Raw genomic sequence first — 18711 nt, forward strand, 5'->3', positions numbered from 1 at the left:
GTGAAGGGCCAAGATAGAGCCTCAAAGCAAATAAAAAATTGTACCTTCGCCGCGCAATGACACAAATCATATCTGATGAACCGTAACGTCTTTTTTGCGTGGTGGTGTCGCTTTATTCGATATCGCGTTGTCCGATTATATTTAAATGCAGGTATAACTTTTTATCGCGAAGGTCAGTTGGCTGCTGCGCGTGCTTTGACTTTTTCGTTGCTTTTTGCTGTTGTTCCTATCTTAGCCATTGCTTTTGCCATTGCTAAGGGCTTTGGACTTGACAATATGTTGGAGCAACAGATACGGACAGCCTTTGCTACGCAACCCGAAGTGACTACCTTTTTGCTGAATTTTGTTCATAATTACCTGATGCGAACGCAAGGTGGCATCTTTTTGGGCTTAGGTATCTTCCTTTTACTTTGGACGCTGTTTTCCTTGGCCGGAGAAATTGAGGGAACTTTCAATAAAATATGGAAGGTAAAGCAAGATCGAACGATTTATAGGAAGGTTACAGAATATACATCGCTATTCTTCCTCTTACCTGTTTTGCTGATTTCGAGTTCAGGCTTCTCTATTTTTCTTACATCTTTCGTAGAAAAACTGCCCGACATCTTTTTCTTACACAATTCTCTCTTGAAATGCCTGCAACTTGTTCCATATCTTATTATGGTGTGCTTTTGTACCGGACTTTATTTCTTTATTCCCAATACGAAAGTTAAGTGGAAAAGCGCATTTTTTGCTGGCTTGCCGGTCGGGTTGGCGCTTCAGGCTTTGCAGTATGTCTACATTCATTCGCAGTTGTACTTATCTGGTTATAACGCTATTTATGGCTCGTTTGCCGCCCTTCCGATGTTGATGATCTGGCTTCAATTTAGCTGGTATATCGTCTTGTTTGGAGCTACGCTAAGCTATTTACATCAAAACCGTGAGGCGCTTGATGTTCCGCTGATGCAAAGTGCCTGTCGGAAAGATCGAGATGAACTTTGTTTGCAGTTGTTATGTGTTGTTTATAAAGCTTTTGAGCGCGGTGAAGCACCAATCAGCGTTGATCGGATAGCTGAAGATTTAAAGTTGAATCCTTCACTGCTCAAAGAAGCTTTGGAGCTGATGCAGTCGTTGCCTTTTTTGCTGTATTTAGATCAAGAAAGGTATGCACCGGCACGTGATCCACGCCAGCTCACAATAGGTGAGGTGATTAAAGCGCTTGACCGAGATGGGCGGGCATTGCATTTTAAGCAACTCAACCAAGCCTTCAGCGCTTATCGTATAAAGATTTTTGAGCGAGAAGCGGCTAAATGTTTGGTAGTAGACTATTTATCTTTATAGCCTCTGATTATGAATTTACTGATAGCTGATAGTGGGAGCACGAAAACTGATTGGAGTTTGCTGCAAGACGGTGATGTGACTAAGCGTGTTGTTAGTCAGGGGATCAACCCTTTTATGGTTCCGGCTGATGAAATATCTCGCATCGTGATGCAGGAGTTAATACCGCACTTAAGTCAACCTATTGATGCGATTCGTTTTTATGGTGCCGGTTGTCGTGGGAAACAACGGCTTGTTGTAAAACGTGTGCTTCAGCAAGTGCTTAATACGGAAGATGTAAATGTGGAATCTGATTTGCAAGGCGCTGCTATTGCACTCTGTCGTGAAGAAAAAGGTATAGCTTGCATCTTAGGTACCGGTTCTAATAGTTGCCTTTTTGATGGACAAACTATTGTAGAAAATGTAGCACCTCTAGGGTTTATTTTGGGAGATGAAGGAAGTGGGGCTGTATTGGGGCGTCGTTTTCTGAGCGACTTACTTAAAAATCAATTATCAACGCAGGTACGTTCTTGCTTTGAGGCGCAATATAGTTTGTCTGTTGAAGATATTGTGCAGCGTGTCTATAAGCAACCTTTTCCCAATCGGTTTATGGCAGGTTTCGCCATATTCTTAGGGAAATATAAACATCTCGAGGAGATACAAGCATTGGTAAAATCTGAATTTGAGCACTTTTTCCGTAGAAACGTTGCACAATACAATCATCCGGATTTGGCTGTACACTTTGTAGGTAGTATTGCTTTTTATTTTAGAGTAGAACTACAGACTGTAGCAGTAGATTTAGGTTATAGAATTGGCCGAATTTTGAAGAGCCCTATTGCCGGATTAGAGCAGTTTTATGCTGAAAGTAAAGAGATAAATTTGACTTAATAGCGAATAATGATTCTTTTGGGTAAGCCTACGACAAGATGAAATATAAGCGAGGTGGAATTTCATCTTATAAGTGTCTAATATACTTTGTGTGTACATTCTTTTCTAAAGACGTTTTTCTTCTTTCTTGATCGTTTGCTCCCGGCAAACCATCGTTTGCTCCCAGCATACCATCGTTTGCTCCCAGCAAACAATAAGTCTTTTGGAAAAATGATCTGATTATGTTGTTTTTATCTCTTGAAAAAGAGATTATTGTGCTTTTTTTGTTAGATAATCTCAGACCAAATATAAATAAGGTGTCTTGTCAAGTGGAATTTGTATCAACCCTTGTTTGTTGTCTGTGTCATGTTGGGGGATGCTAATTTTGGAAGTCTATACGTCATCTACATATATTGGAGAAAGGTGGGCTTGGGCTTTGCTGTTCATATTTATGAAAGCGCACGTATTATTGTATATTCACTCTCAAAAACAGAGACATAGGAAGATAAGGAGCTAAAATATTGTCGTTGTGTTTTGTGGTGCGATGTTAGGCCATTCTTTGTTGTGAGTTTTGCTGTAGTATCGAGATCTTGTCTATTTTTACGCCTATAGTAGATAGCTTCAATATCTTCTTTTTTTTGACCATAAAAAGCAAAAGGAGCTTGGGTTATTGTAATAATATATTGTATCTTCGCTCGTAGATTTAGATGACAAAAAATTAGACGCTGGATATGAAGAGGCGAACAGCAATTAATTGCTTAAAGAAAAGTGGAGTAAAACCCAGTTTGCAGCGCATTGCGATATTGGATTATCTTTTATCGCATGCTACTCATCCTGCGGTGGATGAAATCTACGAAACGTTAGTAAAAGATATTCCAACACTTTCTCGAACGACTGTGTATAACACGCTTCATCTCTTTGCCGAGAATGGGTTGGCTACGCAAATGGCTTTAGATGAGCAACGTGTGAGATTTGATGGCAATGTCTCTCCACATGCGCATTTCCATTGTCGTTGTTGTCAGAAAATTTTTGATTTACCGCTTCCTTCCGGAATGCCAATGGAAGGAGAAGCTTTGTCTGAAGATCTTAAAGTAGAGCAAGTCGAAGTCAATTATCGAGGCATTTGTGCCGAATGTCAGAAGAAACAAGAATTAAACTGACGCTAATCTATAAATAGAAGAATTTAAGCAGCTTATGTCGCTGAAAAGCAATACTTTCAATCTGTTACTAGATATAATTTAAGGTCTCTGATGGGCAGTATGCCAACCAGAGACCTTGTATTTTACAATTGCTCGAACTAATGCTTAACGTAAGTGTTCAGTTGCGCGCGATTGTTAGATAAGATATTGAGAACTGATGCTCTCATTGTCCATTACGCGGCGAATAGTTTCAGCAAACATTTTAGAGACAGAGATCTGCTTCACCTTTTTGCAATTGCCATGATAAGGAATACTATCTGTAAAGAGCATTTCTTCAATGGGTGATGCCTCGATTCGCTCATCTGCCGGATTAGACATAATGCAGTGGGAAGCTATTGCGCGGACACTGCGTGCACCATTCTCTATCATCAGCGAAGCAGCCTTGGTGATTGTGCCTGCAGTATCAACCATATCGTCGATTAAGATTATGTCCATATCTTTTACTTCGCCGATAATCTGCATATCACCAACAACGTTGGCACGCTTGCGCGTCTTATTGCAAAGCACCATAGGACAATCGAGATATTTTGCATAAGCACTTGCACGCTTAGAGCCACCAACGTCCGGAGAAGCAATGCATAGATTTTTCAAATTGAGTGATTGGATGTAGGGAAGTACGACTGTTGATGCATATAAGTGATCTACCGGTACATCAAAGAATCCCTGCTCTTGGTCGGCGTGAAGATCCATTGTGATCAGTCGGTCAATACCGGCTGCGCTGAGCATATCGGCAATGAGTTTTGCGCCGATAGAAACGCGTGGCTTATCCTTTCGGTCCTGTCTCGCCCAGCCGAAATAGGGAATTACAGCATTGATACTCTTTGCTGAAGCACGCTTCGCCGCATCGATCATTAGAAGCAGCTCCATCAAGTTGTCTGAATTTGGGAAAGTAGACTGAACGAGAAATACATCGCGCCCGCGTATTGATTCTTCAAAGCTAACGACAAATTCTCCATCAGCAAAATAGGTAATATCAAGGTTACCTAATGGGCAGTCCAAGTCTTTGCAGATTTTTTCTGCTAAGTAGCGCGTCTTGGTGCCGGAAAAGACCAAAAAAGATTCTTTATTCATTGTGGTTAAGTAAGGGGTGTTAATCAATTATTTTTTTCAACTTTCGAAAATGGTTTATCAGATCTTTGTAATCTTGGTTGGAAAAGATGTTGAACCGATTCCAGATTTCGCCATAAAGCACTGCGCCGCCAAAACCTCTTTCTTTTAACTGTAAGAGATTGTCAATTGTGACACCGCCTGCGGCATATACTTTTTTATCGATCAACTTACCCATCGTAGTAAGCTCTTTTTCTGGATCAATGCTGCTTGCTTCTTGATTGTCGTCTGGTGATAGGGAGAGAAAGACGTAATCCATCTGCTTTTTTCGCTGTTGTAATTCTTCCTTGTTACGACAAGTGCAGCTGATTTGGCCGCGATAGTTGTCGGGGGCAGCAGTGTTGCGTTGGTTCAGATGGATTCCTTTTAAGCCAAACTCTTGTTTAAGATAAAAATGATCGTGAGTAATTATGCGCTTTCGATATCGTTCTGGCAATAGTGATAATAAGCGTTCTGAATAGACTGGTTCGCTATTCGGCTTTCTCATATGAAGCAACTCCAAACCTTCATCAAAGAGCGTCGATAGTATCGCGTGTTCTTCAACAAAGAAATATGGCGTAGTTAAAAGGACAAGTTTAAATGCTCCCATACTTATTATATATGAATAGCGAGGCGATTCGCCTTGTACATCCACACTGCAAAGATACAAAGTATAAGCAGAAAAAGCCAATTTGTGGGCCGCTCTTTTCGTGAAATTCTTATAGTATGTATGTTGATATTGAACGTGTACTTCTAAATGTATTTCTACTTAATGTTTTGAGACCTCAACAATCGTTGTCGGAGGGAGCAATTCGTTGCGTTTCTTTATGGCCTTTACTACTTCTTGGGCTAAATGACGAAAGGCTTCGCTTATGATTTCGCCTTTCTTGAGTGAAACAGGTTCTCCTTCGTCGCCGCTTTCGCTGATGCTTTGTACGATTGGGATTTGGCCTAACAAGGGTACATGCATCTCTGTAGCTAAATTAGCTACGCCCTCTTTACCAAACAAGTAGTAACGGTTCTCTGGGAGTTCTTTAGGCGTAAACCAAGCCATGTTCTCAACAAGTCCTAAGATTGGGACATTAACTTTCTCGTTTTTATACATATCAATGCCTTTTCTAGCATCGGCTAGCGCTACTTGTTGTGGAGTTGAAACGATTACTGCGCCCGTAACGGAAAGTGTTTGCAGTAAAGTCAGATGAATATCTCCCGTTCCCGGCGGAGTGTCAAGAATAAAATAGTCAAGATCGCCCCAATCTGTATCGGCTATTAATTGTTTGAGTGAATTAGAGGCCATACCTCCTCGCCATAATGTGGCTGTGTTGGGGTTAACAAAGAATCCTATTGAAAGTACTTTGACGCCATATTTTTCTGCCGGAATAATCAGTTGCCGCCCATCTTTGTTTTCTGCGAAGATTTGGACTTGCTCTAAGTGGAGCATTTTAGGAATTGATGGGCCGAAGATATCGGCATCAAGCAATCCAACTTTGTAGCCTAATGCAGCAAGACTTACAGCAAGATTAACGGACACAGTACTTTTTCCTACTCCTCCTTTTCCGCTACTGACAGCAATGATATTTTTTACGTCAGGTAGCAGCTTGCCTACTTCCGGACGTGCTTTTTGTAGTGTTTTGACGCTAATAGCAACATTGATATCCTTATCTACAAAAGTATGAATGGTTGATTCAGCCGCCTTCACCACTGATTTAATGAAAGGGTCGGTAGGCTTTTCAAAGAGTAGCGAAAAACTTACGTTCATACCATCAATGCGCATATCATCTTCAAGCATTTCTGCTTCGATCAAGTTCTTTCCCGTTCCGGGATAACGCACTTGCTTAAGTGCATCTATAATGAGTTGAGGGTAGATAGTCATAGTTGATTAAATATTATGTTTGTTATTTTGATGTTTCTAAAGAAGAGCGCTTTGTACGCTTGAAACTCCGATAATCGTCTAAAGGAATTTCTATTTCAGTTTCTATTAATGTTCCTGCTTTAGGCAGTTTGAAGCTTAAATACTTTATGTTGATGCCTCTCGCTATCCACTGTTGTTCGTAATAGGTTTTTATGGATAATATCTTGTCGTCCTTCTTCAAGCAATCGCTATGATAAAGGTCGTTAGTATCTGCTTCGATTGGTAAATGGTTCTCTTCAAGCAGTGTTTTTGTATACGTATAGAGGAAATTGCTATCCGTTTTTACGTGAATTAGTCCGTTGTCGAGGAGCATCCTACGATAGCGGTTCAGAAAGAATGTGGATGTCAAGCGCTTAGTCTTGCTTTTCATTTGCGGGTCACTGAATGTAAGCCAAATTTCTGCTGCTTCGTCAGAAGCGAAGAAGCTATCTATTACTTCTATGTTTGTACGCAGAAAGGCAACATTTGTAAGCTCGCTTTCTAATGCTTCTTTAGCACCTGTCCACATTCGTGATCCTTTGATGTCAACGCCAATAAAATTTTTGTTTGGAAAAGCTTTGGCAAGGCCAATCGTATATTCCCCACGCCCACAGCCCAATTCTAGTACAATGGGATTGTTGTTTTTGAAATAATGTTGATGCCATTCTCCGGCTTTAAGTTGTTGAGTGGCATTTTTTAGTAGCGGGTATGTGTCGGCTGTTTGTTCCTGCGCCCTAACCTGACTAGCTGTCATTTGGAAAACGTTGGCAAACGTTTCCATATCTGCAAATTTTGAGAGTTTATTCTTCCCCATCTTGTAGTATGATTTGAACGTCCTTTTCTGTTTGTTGCAAACGTTTCTTGCAGTATTTAAGTAAATCTTGCGCTTCTTTGAGGTGTGCGCTAAGCTGATCAAGTTCTAACTTGCCGTTATCAAGTGCGTCGACAATTGTTTGCAGACGGTCGATGGCTTGCTCGTAGCTCAGTGTGATCTTCTTCATTTCTTTTTTACTTTTACAATGCTCGTGAAGCTTCCGCTGTTCAGTTGCGTTTCTACGATGTCACCCTCTTGTAGCTTTGAGGCGCGTTTTACAATGACACCATTTTTCCTTGTGATACTGAAGCCCAATTTTAAGATCCTATCGGGGCGCGCATACTCAATTTGCTTCTCATATAAAAGCATCCGGTCTTTTTCTCTTCTTAAAAAGTCTTGTGTCGCGCTTGCTAAGCGTTCTTTTATTGTGGACAAGTGTGCACTGTGGGCTTCCTGCTGCTTGTTGATCAGAATATGCAAACGGCTTTGTAGGCTATATAAACGATGATGTTCTCGTGTGGAAAAGCCAGTTGTGAAGGCCAATACCTTTTGGCTTAAACGAGTCAACTCTTCCTTCTTCCAACTTAAAGCTTGTGTTGCATAGCGTTTGAGTGCCGTGGAGAAATCCGCTAAAAGCGCCAATTCTTGTTGCTGCAAATCAATCAAGTAAGCAGCTACGGCTGTCGGCGTTTTGAAATGCTTAAAAGCAATCAAGTCAAGAATTGTCTCGTCTCTTTCGTGCCCAATACCTACTAAGATCGGTAAGGGAAATTGGGCCACATTTGCAGCCAGATCGTAAGTTTCGAAGCCGCCGAGGTCGCTTGTTGCTCCACCTCCTCGTATGATGATTACAGCATCCCATTGATCTTGTTCTGCAGCAATCCTTTCTAAGGCTGCAATGATGCTACTTTCGACTTTCTCGCCTTGCATAAAGGCCGGAAACAGCTGCGTCTTGAATGGGTAACCGCTTTGTTCCAACTGGTGAATGAAATCCCCATATCCTGCTGCTGTTTGTGCAGAGATTATTGCAAATCGCATCGCGGGGCGTGGCAAAGATAATTCGCGATTCAAATCTGCAACTCCGTCAGCTTGTAAACGAGCCAAGATTTCATTTCTTCGTCGCACGACATCACCAATTGTATAAGATGGCTCAATGTCTGTAATGTTGAGTGAGTAGCCATAGAGTTCATGAAATTCAATCTCTACAGCAATCAACACAGACAAGCCTGCTTGTAATGCTCTTCCGGTTACTTTGTAGAAGTGGGCTTGTAGGAGTTGATTTCGATTACTCCAGATGTGTGCATTAGCCTTTGCCGTTAACCTTGCTCCATTTTGATCGCGTTCAATGAGCTCTAAATAACAATGTCCATTGGCTGCCGTGCGACATTCGTTGATTTCGGCCACAATCCAATAAGACGATTCCAGTGTTAGTGCAATAGTCTCTTTGATTAAGCCGTTTAACTCGGACAGCAGCAGGTGCTCCATCATTTTTGCAATGCAATATGCAAGAGGGCTTCTTGTCTATTTATTGCCCTAAGATTTGATGAGCTTTCCATAAGTCTGGTATGCCATAACCAAACACCTCGTTAGGCGTTGCATAGTTGTTTCCGGCACGTTGCACGGCCTTTATAATCTCTATTGGCGTCTTGTCGCGATGCGCCTGCCACAAACAAGTAACGGCACCGCATAAGATCGGCGTAGAAAAAGACGTACCATTTGCTTTGCCTATCAGTCCGTTCGGCTGATAAACCGTTGATGCCTGTCCCATAGCCATTACATCCGGCTTAATACGTCTGTCTGCCGTATAACCAAGAGAAGAGAATAACGTGTTAACGCTATCTGCCCTTACGGCACCTACGGTCAATATATCTTTAGCATCGCCTGGGAAGCCAATTTTCTTCCAAGTATTGTCACCTTCATTGCCTGCACTATTGAGGAATAACATTCCTCGGCTCGCCGCAACTGATGCCGCAATACTATTGATTGAAGTCTTGCCATCCAAGTCTGCATAAGTCGGATTCATTTCCGGATAATCGAATCGATAATAGCCTAAAGATGCGGTAACAACGTCGCATCCCAAACTGTCTGCATATTCTAAAGCAGAGCAGAAGTTGTCTTCTTCAACCAATTGCTCTGTGTCTGAATCCTCACTTTGTAGTAAATAGAATGAAGCCTCAGGGCAAGTGCCTACAAAAGAATAAGGCGTATGGGCAGCGATGCAGGAAAGCACCATCATGCCGTGCGACTCTTCTTCAAAAACGCTGCGTTTAGAATCTACAAAGTTTTTAGTTCCTAATACCTTAACTCCTTTTAATCCCTTTATTGTGTCAGCATTCAAGAATCCACCATCAATGACGGCAATAGTCATACCTTGACCGCGATAGCCGGCCTCGTGAAGCCGTTGCGCATTGAGCATTTCTGCCTGTGCTTGACCTTGTCCGTAGAAAGACGATAAGGTATCTTGGCGATACGTTAGTCCTTTAAACCGCTCCTTAGGATTAGTTTTTTTAGGCTCATTGGTGCCGATCCAAACTTTTCTAATGCTTTTGACGAAAGGTAAAGCTTTTAAGGCAACCACTTTCATCGTGTCGTCAGTCTCAACAACCAGTGAATTAGTCCATTTACTCTGATTGTATATTTTCAAACCTTCTTGTTTGATCTTTTTCAGATAAGAAGGGGGAAGAGGCAAATCGATTTCATCAACAGCAATTCCATAGCGGTTACGCCTTTCTAAGGCCTTGGCAGAAAGAAAGGCTTGAGGCTTTTTAATTGAAAAGCTATTGTTGTCCTTGTCGGTCAGGCAAACGCGATAGCGATATAAGGCCGTTGGTACAGACTGCTTGTTGTTCTTCTTTTTAGATTGTGCGCCGACATTTGTAGTAGCAGAAAAAAATGCGGTTAATAGAAGAGTAGGGATAAATAGCTTCATATTTGAAATTTTGATAGCAAAGTTAGTCAAAATCGTGGTATATATACCTCTTTTATACACTATTTTTCAGAGAAGAGAGCTTACAGCTTGCTTGGCGCGATTTGTTATAGGCTTTTTCAGAGTCGAAATACTGATGTTTAAAACTTAAAATCAACTTGTAATAGTTTGTGGTAAACCATTGATATACATATGAAAATGTGGCGTGATTTTAATTTCGTGAAGGACGATTTGCAGAGAGTTAGGCAAGTTCGTACAATAATTCAGCAGTCCTTAGTTTCTGAATACTTCAACAAATTTCATTACAAGTTTAAAGTGCTTTTCCTGTACTAGAGCTTATTATATTCTTCTACTATCGTGACGGGAGGTTCATACCATCGTGAGAGGACGCTCGTTTTATCGTGAGAGGAAATTTCTACTTTCGTGATAGTACGAATGCAACTTTGAATTTTAATGTCTGACTATAAGATTAAGTTCATAAAAAAAGCGTCTGTGGACTTTCCTTTTCATTAGCCACTAAGAGCAGATACAATCCAATGCCTTACTATAAAAGCTTTTCTTAGGTTGTGTAAAGAACCAAATGGGGTAGGAGAGGCTAAGGAAAACCCGTGTGGCGAAGTTCGCATTCGAAATGAAAGACAACCGGAACAATAATACGTTGATTCCGAATATAAACAGAAGGTGTAAAACAGGTAGAGAACAGAACACAAAAAGAGCTGTACCGATGATGTGATGAAACTCCGAGCTAAAATAAGATTTGAGCGCCTCTTAGATCTTTGTAATCCGACCCCGTCGAAACGTATCGGCACGCCATCGAAAAAAGTGGCATTCTCGGTTTTCAGTTAATTATTGATGAGATTCCCAATCTAACCGGTACAGCCTTTATGTATTGCAAATATATACAGTTTCTTTGAAGAAGCCAAATTTTTACGTGTTTTTTTTAGAGAATGAGCGCATTATATGACTGTTTAACCTAATTTTGTGCATTCAATAAAAAATGACGATGTCAAAACTGCGGTTTCAGATAGAATATCATACAAAATGGGGGGAGTGTTTACAAGTAGAACTGCAAACTTCTAACGGTGAAAGGGGGCATATTGCACTTACGACGAAAGACGGACTGCAATGGTGTGGTGACTTTATACCGGCTCCTAACACGACTTTCATTCGCTATGTATACTGTGTATATGCTGGTGGGAAAATTATAAGAAAAGAGCTACGCACGCCTAGATTACTTCAATTTCATACTGAAGATCGGACTAAAAAAAGTGCGGATACAGCTTGCGTAAACTTACAAAGAGACATATTGCTTTCTGATTGTTGGACGGACGAATCTATAGCTGCTGTATATAATTCGAAGGCTTTTCGACAATGTATATATCGAGAACCTGCCATAATTGAATCTGATCATAATTCCACCTCTCCTTATAAATTGCGCTTAGAGGCTTTGCCGGCACCGGAGGGTTTTCGCTGGGGCGTTTTGGGGAGTTCGGGGACCTTGGGGCAATGGCGGACTGATCAAACTCGAATATTCCGTCGCGTAGCTTCCTATACGTGGGAGGTTGATTTGGATAAAACGGATCTGGACGGAAAGACTGCCTATAAAATAGTGCTAGTCAATGAGAACAATACAAGCCAAATTCATTGGGAAAAAGGAGAAGATCGGTATATTCCTAATACGCAAGGAGTTGATATTGCAACTATAGTATGGGTTAATGCGAGTGCTCCTCGATTCGATCTACCTCGGTGGCGTGGTGCCGGTATAGTGTTGCCAGTTTTTTCCCTACGTAGCCGGACGAGTTTTGGAGTTGGAGACTTTGGAGATTTGAGAAAGTTGATTGATTGGGCGCATCTCTGCGGTCTGAAAGCGGTACAAATTCTTCCAATAAACGATACTACGCGTACCGGAACTTGGGCTGACTCTTATCCTTACAACGCGATCTCTGTCTTTGCCTTGCATCCGATCTATATGGACTTGAATGAGTGGGGCGATTTGCCACTCTTTCAAAAATATAGAGAACAAGGAGAAGAATTAAACGCGTTGCCGCAGTTGGATTATGAACGGACTTATGCCCTTAAAACGACTTTCCTTCATGAGTTATTTGCTTTGAAAGGAAAGGAAATCTGTACTTCCGAAGCCTATTCAGACTTTGTACGTAAAAATAGAAGTTGGTTGGATCCTTATGTCTCATTTTGTCATAAACGAGATAAATATGGTACGGCTGATTTTAGGATGTGGCCACAGGTAAAAGCGGCGACAGAAATAGAATACGACTATTATACCTTCGTACAGTTTTTACTTTTCCGCCAATTGTCAGCCGTACATAAATATGCAACGGAAAAAGGCATTCTTCTAAAGGGAGATATTCCTATCGGCGTAAGTAGAGATAGTGCGACAGCTTGGCATGCGCCGCACTTGTTCCATTTTGAGGGCTCGGCCGGCGCACCTCCGGACGCCTTTGCTGTAGATGGGCAAAACTGGGGCTTTCCTACGTATAACTGGGATGCGATGGCGCAAGATAATTATGCGTGGTGGCGTGAAAGATTGAAGTATATGGGGCAATTTTTTGATGCTTATCGCATCGATCATGTGTTGGGCTTCTTTAGAATTTGGGAAATTCCTGTCAGTCAAACCTATGGTACTTTAGGTTATTTTCGTCCGGCTTTGCCTCTTTCAATGGCAGAAATTGCAGCTTATGGGTTTAACTTACCTGTTTGTCAATATGTATCGCCGAGAATAACGGAGTTGGATATGGCCGAATTGCGTAAAATGGTGCGTTGGGAAGAACTTTCTTCTTTTGTAGACAAGGCAGGAGGATATTATGTTCTGAAGTCGCAAGTGACTACTCAGAAGGAAGTATTGAAACTTGAATTACCAGAAGTACTAAAGAAGATTTTGTTGGACATTATCGCTGATGTGTTGTTTATTGAAGACCCGGAAAAGAAAGGTTTCTACCATCCTCGAATAGCAGCACAAAAGACGAGGGCTTTTGCACAATTGCCTACGGACCAGCAACAAGCCTTTAATCGTTTACATGATGACTTCTTTTATAACCGGCACAATCATTTTTGGGCGGAAAAAGCAGCGAAGAAACTTGCGGTAGTAACGCAATATGATGAAAATGAAACTATGTTGCCTTGTGCTGAGGACTTGGGAATGGTGCCCGCTGGCGTGAAAGAGGTTTTGAATGATTTGCATATTCTTTCATTGGAGATAGAAAGTATGCCTAAAACTTTTGGACAACAATTTGCCGACTTGAAGTGTAATCCTTATTGCTCTGTTGCAACGATTGCTACGCACGACATGCCTCCCTTTAGACTTTGGTGGCAGCAAGATGCAGAACGCAGACAGGATTATTGGACTAAGATACTGAAACGTGAGGGTAAAGCGCCTGAAAGCGCTGACTATGAAACCTGCGAGGCTGTTGTTCGTAATTTTTTAGCAGCTCCTTCTATGCTGTGTTTAATTGCTTTTCAGGACTTTTTAGGTATGTCGAATTTGCGAAATCCTATTCCGGAAGCTGAACAAATCAATGACCCGGCTAATTCGCACCATTATTGGCGCTATAGAATGCATCTTAATATTGAGGAACTCGTCTTGGCATCAGATTTTAATGAGAAATTGCGGGCGCTTATCAAGTGCGCCGGCCGTTAGTCTTCAAGAATAAATAGAGAAGATCAAGCATCGTTTGGCTTATGCTTGATCTTCTCCTTTTAAAATAGGAAGACGTAGACGTAAACGAATAGATAGTACACGAATCAAAACTACTGTAACGCCACATAGTGGGTAAGAGATTTCTTCTGAAAGGCCCATGAATGTGCCCAACCAATAAATAATACCTCCTCCTATGCAGGCCATAGCATAAACTTCTTTCCGAAAAATTAATGGTTCCTCGTTAATAAAGACATCTCTAAATACACCGCCGCCGGCACCGGTTATCGTACCTAAAACAATAGCTGTCCAAATTGGGAAACCGGCTTGTAGGGTCTTTTGAATGCCGGTAACAGTAAAAAGAGCCAAACCTATGGTATCAAATAAAAACCAGGTGTTGTTTTGTCTTACGAGTAATTTGCGAAAAAGTATGACCCAAACTAAAGCTATCGCAGAGCAAATTAGATAGGAATAGCTTTCCATCCAAAAAGGCGTGCGACTTAGCATTAAATCACGTAATGTCCCACCACCAATAGCTGTTGTCAGTCCGACAACATAAGCCCCAAACAAATCAAATCGTTTGGCGGAAGCTAAACGGATACCTGAAATAGCAAATGCTATCGTGCCAATAAAGTCACAAATTTGAACGATAGTAATATCAAACATATCAATTCACAAGGCGCTTTGGCTTTCCGTCAAGGAACGATTTGATGTTGTCTATTAATAGGTCTATGATGCGTTGTCGAGCTTCAGTTGTAGCCCAAGCTATGTGCGGCGTAACGTGGGCATTTGGAGCGGAGAGCAGCGGATTGTCCGCCCTCGGTGGTTCTTGCGAGAGCACATCACAACAATAAGCTCCTAGTTGTCCGTCTTTAAGTGCGTCGGCAATGTCTTGTTCATTGACTAAGCGGCCTCTTGCTGTGTTGAGAAGGATTAAACCTCTTTTCGATTGAGATAGCAATTCTTTGTTTATGAATTGGCTGTTTTTTGATGTTAATGGGCAATTCAAACTCACGATGTCGCAAGTTCTAAAGGCCTCTTGCAAAGAAATTGCTGTTACGTCTTGTAATTCATTTTGCGGTTTGGAGGTAACTGCAAATAGTTTTACGCCAAATGGGCGTAACAAATCAGCAAGTCTTTTCCCAATATTGCCATAGCCAACAATGCAAACTTTTTTATCCGTCAACTCTATTTGTGCATGTTCTCGATTACAAAAATCTTTGCTCTTAGTCCAAAAGCCTTCACGATTGATTTTTGCGTAATGAGCTACCTGATTAGTAACATTAAGTAAATGTGCTACGGCCATCTGAGCCACTGCTGCATTACCATATCCGGCTGCGTTGGATACGGGTATGTTGCGAGTGCGAGCGGCTTCTACATCTATCGTATCATAACCTGCGGAGGCTACACAGATAAACTTCAATTTAGGAAGCTGATCTAAATGATGAGCGGTCAGTTCCGGCTTGTTGAGAATTAATATTTCCGCATCTTTGGCGCGTTCAATGACGTCTGCAGGTGCCGTCCGGTCATAAACGGTGAAGTTGCCGAATTGTCGAAAAGGTTCCCAGCTAAGATCGCCTGGGTTAGTTGTATAACCATCTAAGAAAACGATATTCATTATTTACAATGTTGTTAAGTGAAAATGGATACCAATAGTGGCTTATCGAATAGTCTTGAATCTATATTGATTCGTACCAACGAGTTGCCAATAGCGATCTCCTGTTCTTTTATAATAAACTAATGTCGTGTAAGCGTTGTCCGTTTGGAAAAAATTACCTTCAATAGGTCCCGTTTGTCCTTTTGTCGTATTGTTGGGGACCATTAAATACTGATAACTATAGTAGCCGGTCTTCAACAAGACGGCGCATTCATATAGTTGTGTTGAAGCATTATACGTTAATTCATAATCGGGTAAGAATTGATCATAAGTCCAGTCGCCTTGTAGATATATTTGAGCATCCTCTATTGCAGGAATAGCTAAGGAGAAATGAGTAAGAATATATTCCGACTCTGTTTCTGCAGCGGTGTTATCATCATTCCTGATGACAGACTTACCATTCGTATCCTGAACGTATAAATAGTTTTTGTTAGGATAGTCCGTAAAGAGCGTCGCGTGGTAAAACGGAGCAAAATATTGCATCTTTTCAATGCCCATTCCCGGATAGCGTGAAGAGAGCATCTCAAAAGCTCTATATTCATTACCGGCAGGGAAAATTAAGTCGCGAGCGTGATCCCAAATCAGCTGTTGTCCGTTAATATAAGAAGGCTTTGGACAAAGAACAGCATTGTCCCATCGCCCATTTTGTAGCACAAAAGTTTTAATTTCTTCCGTAGCATCACGGACGATTAAGCTATTTAGGTTCACTTTCAGCCCAACTTGCTGATGAGAAGCATTCCAATCAATATCGGTATTGGTTGAAACGGAAGTGCCTATATTTACTTGTGGAGTAACGATGGCAAAATATACGCGAGCTACCTCTTGATGCTCCCCAGCTCCATCGTTCGCATAAATAGAAAGGGCATAATTGCCGGCAATTAAAGGTTGGATATGCTTATTCGGAAATGAGAAAGAATAGTGCGTATAGTTGACTACGGTATTTCTACTTTCCCTATAATTTTCTATGAGGATATAATCTGCGTCACTATTTACGAAATCATTTTCCATAAGATCAGGTTCCGGCTTAAAGGCATAGTCTAAATGCTGAATACGATACTCATACCGCTTATAATTGTGCGACATTTCATCGAAAGAGATTGTCAGTTGTTCGTCGCTGCCCAGTGAAAGGATGGGGAGACCCGGTCCTGTCTCGCCACCGACTATGCGTAGCGTCTTGATCTGCGAATCAAAGATCATATTGCGCTGTGCACGTACCGGGATGATGCTATAAACGATCATAAACACCCAGCAACAAGCAAGAACTATTCGATAGTGAGTATTCATTATTGTATAAGTCGAGCTGAGAGATGGCCTATTCTACGACGATGATGTAGTCAGTAAGATCTAATGTTTGTGGTAGAGTGATGACAACTTCTTTTCCGCTTTGTTTGAATTTCAATTTTTCTTTCGTTGCGAAACTTGTGACGCGTTTGATCTTATGTTGATAAGAGAACTGCAATTGTTTTAGCTCATTACTTAAGACATGCAGATAGCATTTGTTGCCCTTGCGCGTTGATACGACTTGATCTCCCACAGCAACTTCCCCTCTGGTCGTACCATAAATCGTTTCTCCGTTTTCCGACAACCATTTTCCGATCTCCTCTAATCTATTAAGGGCAACAGCCGGTAAGGATCCGTCGGGTTGAGGGCCTATATTTAGAAGCAGATTCGCCCCCTTTCCACTGGTGCGCACAAGGAGTTGGATCAATTCACGTGCAGTTTTGTAATTTTGATCTTTCACTTTATACCCCCACATCCCATTCATTGTCTGGCAAGTTTCGAGTGGGAGTCGACTAATGTCTTGTCCTGAAAGTCCGGCCTTGTTCTCGCCGGGCACGTCGCGTTCAAAAATCTGAATATCCTCTCCCTCAAATGGATGCTGATGATGATTATTACCAATCAAACAAGCCGGCTGAAGGCGATGGATCAAGGCATATTGCTCCGGAAGTTCCCAATTAAAAGGAATGGAATCTTGATCATGATCCCACCAACCATCAAACCAAATGGCGTTAATCTTTCCATAGTTTGAGAGCAACTCTGTTAATTGCTTGTTCATAAAGCCATAATAGGCCGGCCAATTTGCTTTGCCTGCAGTACGTCCCGTGCCTCGTCCCGTTCGTCCGATGGGGTAATCATCACGCGTCCAATCCAAGTGAGAATAATAGAGATGAATGCCAATCTGTTGCCGATGACATTCGTCGGCGAGTTGTTTGACGATATCTTTGCCATAAGGTGTGTGCATGATGTTATAGTCGCTTTGTTTCGTATCCCACATTGAAAAGCCTTCATGGTGTCTTGTCGTAAACGTAATGTAACGTGCGCCGCTTTTCTTAATAGCTGTGATCCATTGGTGTGCATTAAAATTGTGCGGATAAAAGGCTTGGGCTACTTTAGCGTATTCGTGACAGTTGATGTTCTCATTTGTCATATACCATTCTCCTTGTCCGAACATACTATATAGTCCCCAGTGGAGAAAAATGCCGAATTTAGCGTCAGCAAAATCCTTTCTGGCTTTCATATTTTCCGGAGAAGGAACATACGATTGCGCAAAAGCAAAGCAACAACAAAGCCAAACAAATGCGGTAATTGTTTTTTTCATTTCATCATACGTGAAGATTCTGAGGGCGAAGTTAGTTGAAATCTCAAGAAGTACAAAATGATTTTAACCAAGAAGCGATTTTTGAAGCTTTATATCGGTGATAGCGTAGAACGAAGGCAATCATAACAATTTTAAGGACTGCATTCTACATAAACATTGGCACATCTTTATTGAAAAAGTCTCACTGCAATGCTACAATCGCTTATGTGTTATTCCTTTTATACAGATCCATAAGTTGTAGTCAAAAGCTAGACTATGGAAATATGCATCTATTGTTGTGTATGGCCCGTTTACGGATAATTCACTTAGGATAATTATGCGGAATATCTTATTAAACAGGAGTTTATCTCTTGTTGATAAGCTTGCCTGTTTGTATTTCTATGTTGCCAGCTTTAGGACTTTATTGTTTGTGTGCACAAAGTTACTACAAAAAAGTGAAATGCGGAAAGATATAGTGATAGAATTGAGTTACAAGGGTTTTGGTTGAAGTGGCGATAATTCGTGAAGCCATTACAATCCCTGCCGAAGCCAAATCCTGACGCCGCAACGTTACTTGTTCGTAACCATGCCCGAAAATGCGACAAACGGGTACGGATGGCGAAACAAGACACTAAGGAATAGTGAGTTACCTACAACTCACGCGAAAAATTTGGTTACGGAAAAAGATTGCGCTGTTCCTCCCCGTTTTGCGTACCGACACCGAACTCTTCACCAACTAATTTTGAAA

The 18711-nt window shown here is 41.4% G+C and carries 15 protein-coding genes; 4 read left to right on the forward strand and 11 right to left on the reverse strand.

Annotation, left to right across the window (positions count from 1 at the left end; translation table 11 throughout):
- The first annotated feature begins 75 nt into the window (after nucleotides 1-75).
- The 3 genes from GCWU000325_RS07625 (at nucleotide 76) to GCWU000325_RS07635 (ending at nucleotide 3320) form a co-directional block, all read left to right on the forward strand.
- Complete coding sequence (locus GCWU000325_RS07625; RefSeq protein ID WP_006255784.1) at nucleotides 76-1317, forward strand: YhjD/YihY/BrkB family envelope integrity protein; 1242 nt, start codon at nucleotides 76-78, stop codon at nucleotides 1315-1317.
- A gap of 9 nt (nucleotides 1318-1326) precedes the next feature.
- On the forward strand, nucleotides 1327-2181 hold the full coding sequence (locus GCWU000325_RS07630; protein ID WP_006255785.1) for a hypothetical protein: 855 nt from the start codon (nucleotides 1327-1329) through the stop codon (nucleotides 2179-2181).
- Nucleotides 2182-2891: 710 nt separating this feature from the next.
- Nucleotides 2892-3320 carry a Fur family transcriptional regulator gene (locus GCWU000325_RS07635; protein WP_006255788.1) on the forward strand — a complete coding sequence of 143 codons (429 nt, stop codon included), beginning with the start codon at nucleotides 2892-2894 and terminating at the stop codon, nucleotides 3318-3320.
- 174 nt (nucleotides 3321-3494) lie between these two features.
- Here GCWU000325_RS07635 and GCWU000325_RS07640 read toward each other — a convergent pair whose 3' ends face one another.
- From GCWU000325_RS07640 to GCWU000325_RS07670, 7 genes are all read right to left on the reverse strand, one after another.
- Nucleotides 3495-4430: a ribose-phosphate pyrophosphokinase gene (locus GCWU000325_RS07640; RefSeq protein WP_006255789.1), complete on the reverse strand. Its 936-nt coding sequence runs from the start codon at nucleotides 4428-4430 to the stop codon at nucleotides 3495-3497.
- 19 nt (nucleotides 4431-4449) lie between these two features.
- Nucleotides 4450-5055 (reverse strand): thiamine phosphate synthase, encoded by a 606-nt coding sequence (locus GCWU000325_RS07645; protein ID WP_006255790.1) that lies wholly within the window; start codon nucleotides 5053-5055, stop codon nucleotides 4450-4452.
- A gap of 159 nt (nucleotides 5056-5214) precedes the next feature.
- Entirely contained in the window at nucleotides 5215-6318 is a 1104-nt protein-coding gene (locus tag GCWU000325_RS07650; protein WP_006255791.1) for an Mrp/NBP35 family ATP-binding protein, read from the reverse strand.
- Between the two features lie 22 nt (nucleotides 6319-6340).
- On the reverse strand, nucleotides 6341-7150 hold the full coding sequence (gene trmB / locus GCWU000325_RS07655) for a tRNA (guanosine(46)-N7)-methyltransferase TrmB (RefSeq protein ID WP_006255792.1): 810 nt from the start codon (nucleotides 7148-7150) through the stop codon (nucleotides 6341-6343).
- Nucleotides 7137-7337, reverse strand: a complete 201-nt coding sequence (xseB, locus tag GCWU000325_RS07660; RefSeq protein ID WP_006255793.1) for an exodeoxyribonuclease VII small subunit — start codon at nucleotides 7335-7337, stop codon at nucleotides 7137-7139. Before xseB ends, trmB begins: the two co-directional genes overlap by 14 nt.
- A complete protein-coding gene (gene xseA / locus GCWU000325_RS07665) occupies nucleotides 7334-8638 on the reverse strand; it encodes an exodeoxyribonuclease VII large subunit (RefSeq protein WP_006255794.1) in 1305 nt (434 codons plus the stop codon). Before xseA ends, xseB begins: the two co-directional genes overlap by 4 nt.
- A gap of 37 nt (nucleotides 8639-8675) precedes the next feature.
- A complete protein-coding gene (locus tag GCWU000325_RS07670) occupies nucleotides 8676-10079 on the reverse strand; it encodes a S8 family serine peptidase (RefSeq protein WP_006255795.1) in 1404 nt (467 codons plus the stop codon).
- Nucleotides 10080-11079: 1000 nt separating this feature from the next.
- Between GCWU000325_RS07670 and GCWU000325_RS07675 the strand changes: the two genes are divergently transcribed.
- Nucleotides 11080-13731 carry a 4-alpha-glucanotransferase gene (locus GCWU000325_RS07675; RefSeq protein WP_040599505.1) on the forward strand — a complete coding sequence of 884 codons (2652 nt, stop codon included), beginning with the start codon at nucleotides 11080-11082 and terminating at the stop codon, nucleotides 13729-13731.
- Nucleotides 13732-13770: 39 nt separating this feature from the next.
- Here the strand turns inward: GCWU000325_RS07675 and GCWU000325_RS07680 are convergent, their stop codons facing one another.
- The 4 genes from GCWU000325_RS07680 to GCWU000325_RS07695 all read right to left on the reverse strand — a co-directional run bounded on the left by GCWU000325_RS07680 (nucleotide 13771) and on the right by GCWU000325_RS07695 (nucleotide 17984).
- The gene (locus GCWU000325_RS07680) at nucleotides 13771-14394 is read right to left on the reverse strand and encodes a trimeric intracellular cation channel family protein (protein ID WP_006255799.1); all 624 of its coding nucleotides are present in this window, start codon (nucleotides 14392-14394) and stop codon (nucleotides 13771-13773) included.
- A gap of 1 nt (nucleotide 14395) precedes the next feature.
- The gene (locus GCWU000325_RS07685; protein WP_006255800.1) at nucleotides 14396-15346 is read right to left on the reverse strand and encodes a D-2-hydroxyacid dehydrogenase; all 951 of its coding nucleotides are present in this window, start codon (nucleotides 15344-15346) and stop codon (nucleotides 14396-14398) included.
- 42 nt (nucleotides 15347-15388) lie between these two features.
- Nucleotides 15389-16624, reverse strand: coding sequence for a type IX secretion system plug protein (locus GCWU000325_RS07690; RefSeq protein WP_006255801.1), 1236 nt, complete (start codon nucleotides 16622-16624; stop codon nucleotides 15389-15391).
- A gap of 73 nt (nucleotides 16625-16697) precedes the next feature.
- Nucleotides 16698-17984: an alpha-L-fucosidase gene (locus GCWU000325_RS07695; RefSeq protein ID WP_040599507.1), complete on the reverse strand. Its 1287-nt coding sequence runs from the start codon at nucleotides 17982-17984 to the stop codon at nucleotides 16698-16700.
- Nucleotides 17985-18711 lie beyond the last annotated feature (727 nt).

Origin of the sequence: Alloprevotella tannerae ATCC 51259, assembly GCF_000159995.1 — a bacterium.
GTDB classification, from domain to species: domain Bacteria; phylum Bacteroidota; class Bacteroidia; order Bacteroidales; family Bacteroidaceae; genus Alloprevotella; species Alloprevotella tannerae.

Bases quoted from the DNA above. Each gene is read 5' to 3' on its own strand.
- GCWU000325_RS07685 (WP_006255800.1), bottom strand. From the start codon at position 15,346: ATGAATATCGTTTTCTTAGATGGTTATACAACTAACCCAGGCGATCTT.
- GCWU000325_RS07695 (WP_040599507.1), bottom strand. From the start codon at position 17,984: ATGAAAAAAACAATTACCGCATTTGTTTGGCTTTGTTGTTGCTTTGCT.
- GCWU000325_RS07680 (WP_006255799.1), bottom strand. From the start codon at position 14,394: ATGTTTGATATTACTATCGTTCAAATTTGTGACTTTATTGGCACGATA.
- GCWU000325_RS07640 (WP_006255789.1), bottom strand. From the start codon at position 4,430: ATGAATAAAGAATCTTTTTTGGTCTTTTCCGGCACCAAGACGCGCTAC.
- GCWU000325_RS07650 (WP_006255791.1), bottom strand. From the start codon at position 6,318: ATGACTATCTACCCTCAACTCATTATAGATGCACTTAAGCAAGTGCGT.
- GCWU000325_RS07645 (WP_006255790.1), bottom strand. From the start codon at position 5,055: ATGGGAGCATTTAAACTTGTCCTTTTAACTACGCCATATTTCTTTGTT.
- GCWU000325_RS07635 (WP_006255788.1), top strand. From the start codon at position 2,892: ATGAAGAGGCGAACAGCAATTAATTGCTTAAAGAAAAGTGGAGTAAAA.
- GCWU000325_RS07675 (WP_040599505.1), top strand. From the start codon at position 11,080: ATGTCAAAACTGCGGTTTCAGATAGAATATCATACAAAATGGGGGGAG.
- GCWU000325_RS07630 (WP_006255785.1), top strand. From the start codon at position 1,327: ATGAATTTACTGATAGCTGATAGTGGGAGCACGAAAACTGATTGGAGT.
- trmB (WP_006255792.1), bottom strand. From the start codon at position 7,150: ATGGGGAAGAATAAACTCTCAAAATTTGCAGATATGGAAACGTTTGCC.
- GCWU000325_RS07690 (WP_006255801.1), bottom strand. From the start codon at position 16,624: ATGATCGTTTATAGCATCATCCCGGTACGTGCACAGCGCAATATGATC.
- xseB (WP_006255793.1), bottom strand. From the start codon at position 7,337: ATGAAGAAGATCACACTGAGCTACGAGCAAGCCATCGACCGTCTGCAA.
- GCWU000325_RS07625 (WP_006255784.1), top strand. From the start codon at position 76: ATGAACCGTAACGTCTTTTTTGCGTGGTGGTGTCGCTTTATTCGATAT.
- GCWU000325_RS07670 (WP_006255795.1), bottom strand. From the start codon at position 10,079: ATGAAGCTATTTATCCCTACTCTTCTATTAACCGCATTTTTTTCTGCT.
- xseA (WP_006255794.1), bottom strand. From the start codon at position 8,638: ATGATGGAGCACCTGCTGCTGTCCGAGTTAAACGGCTTAATCAAAGAG.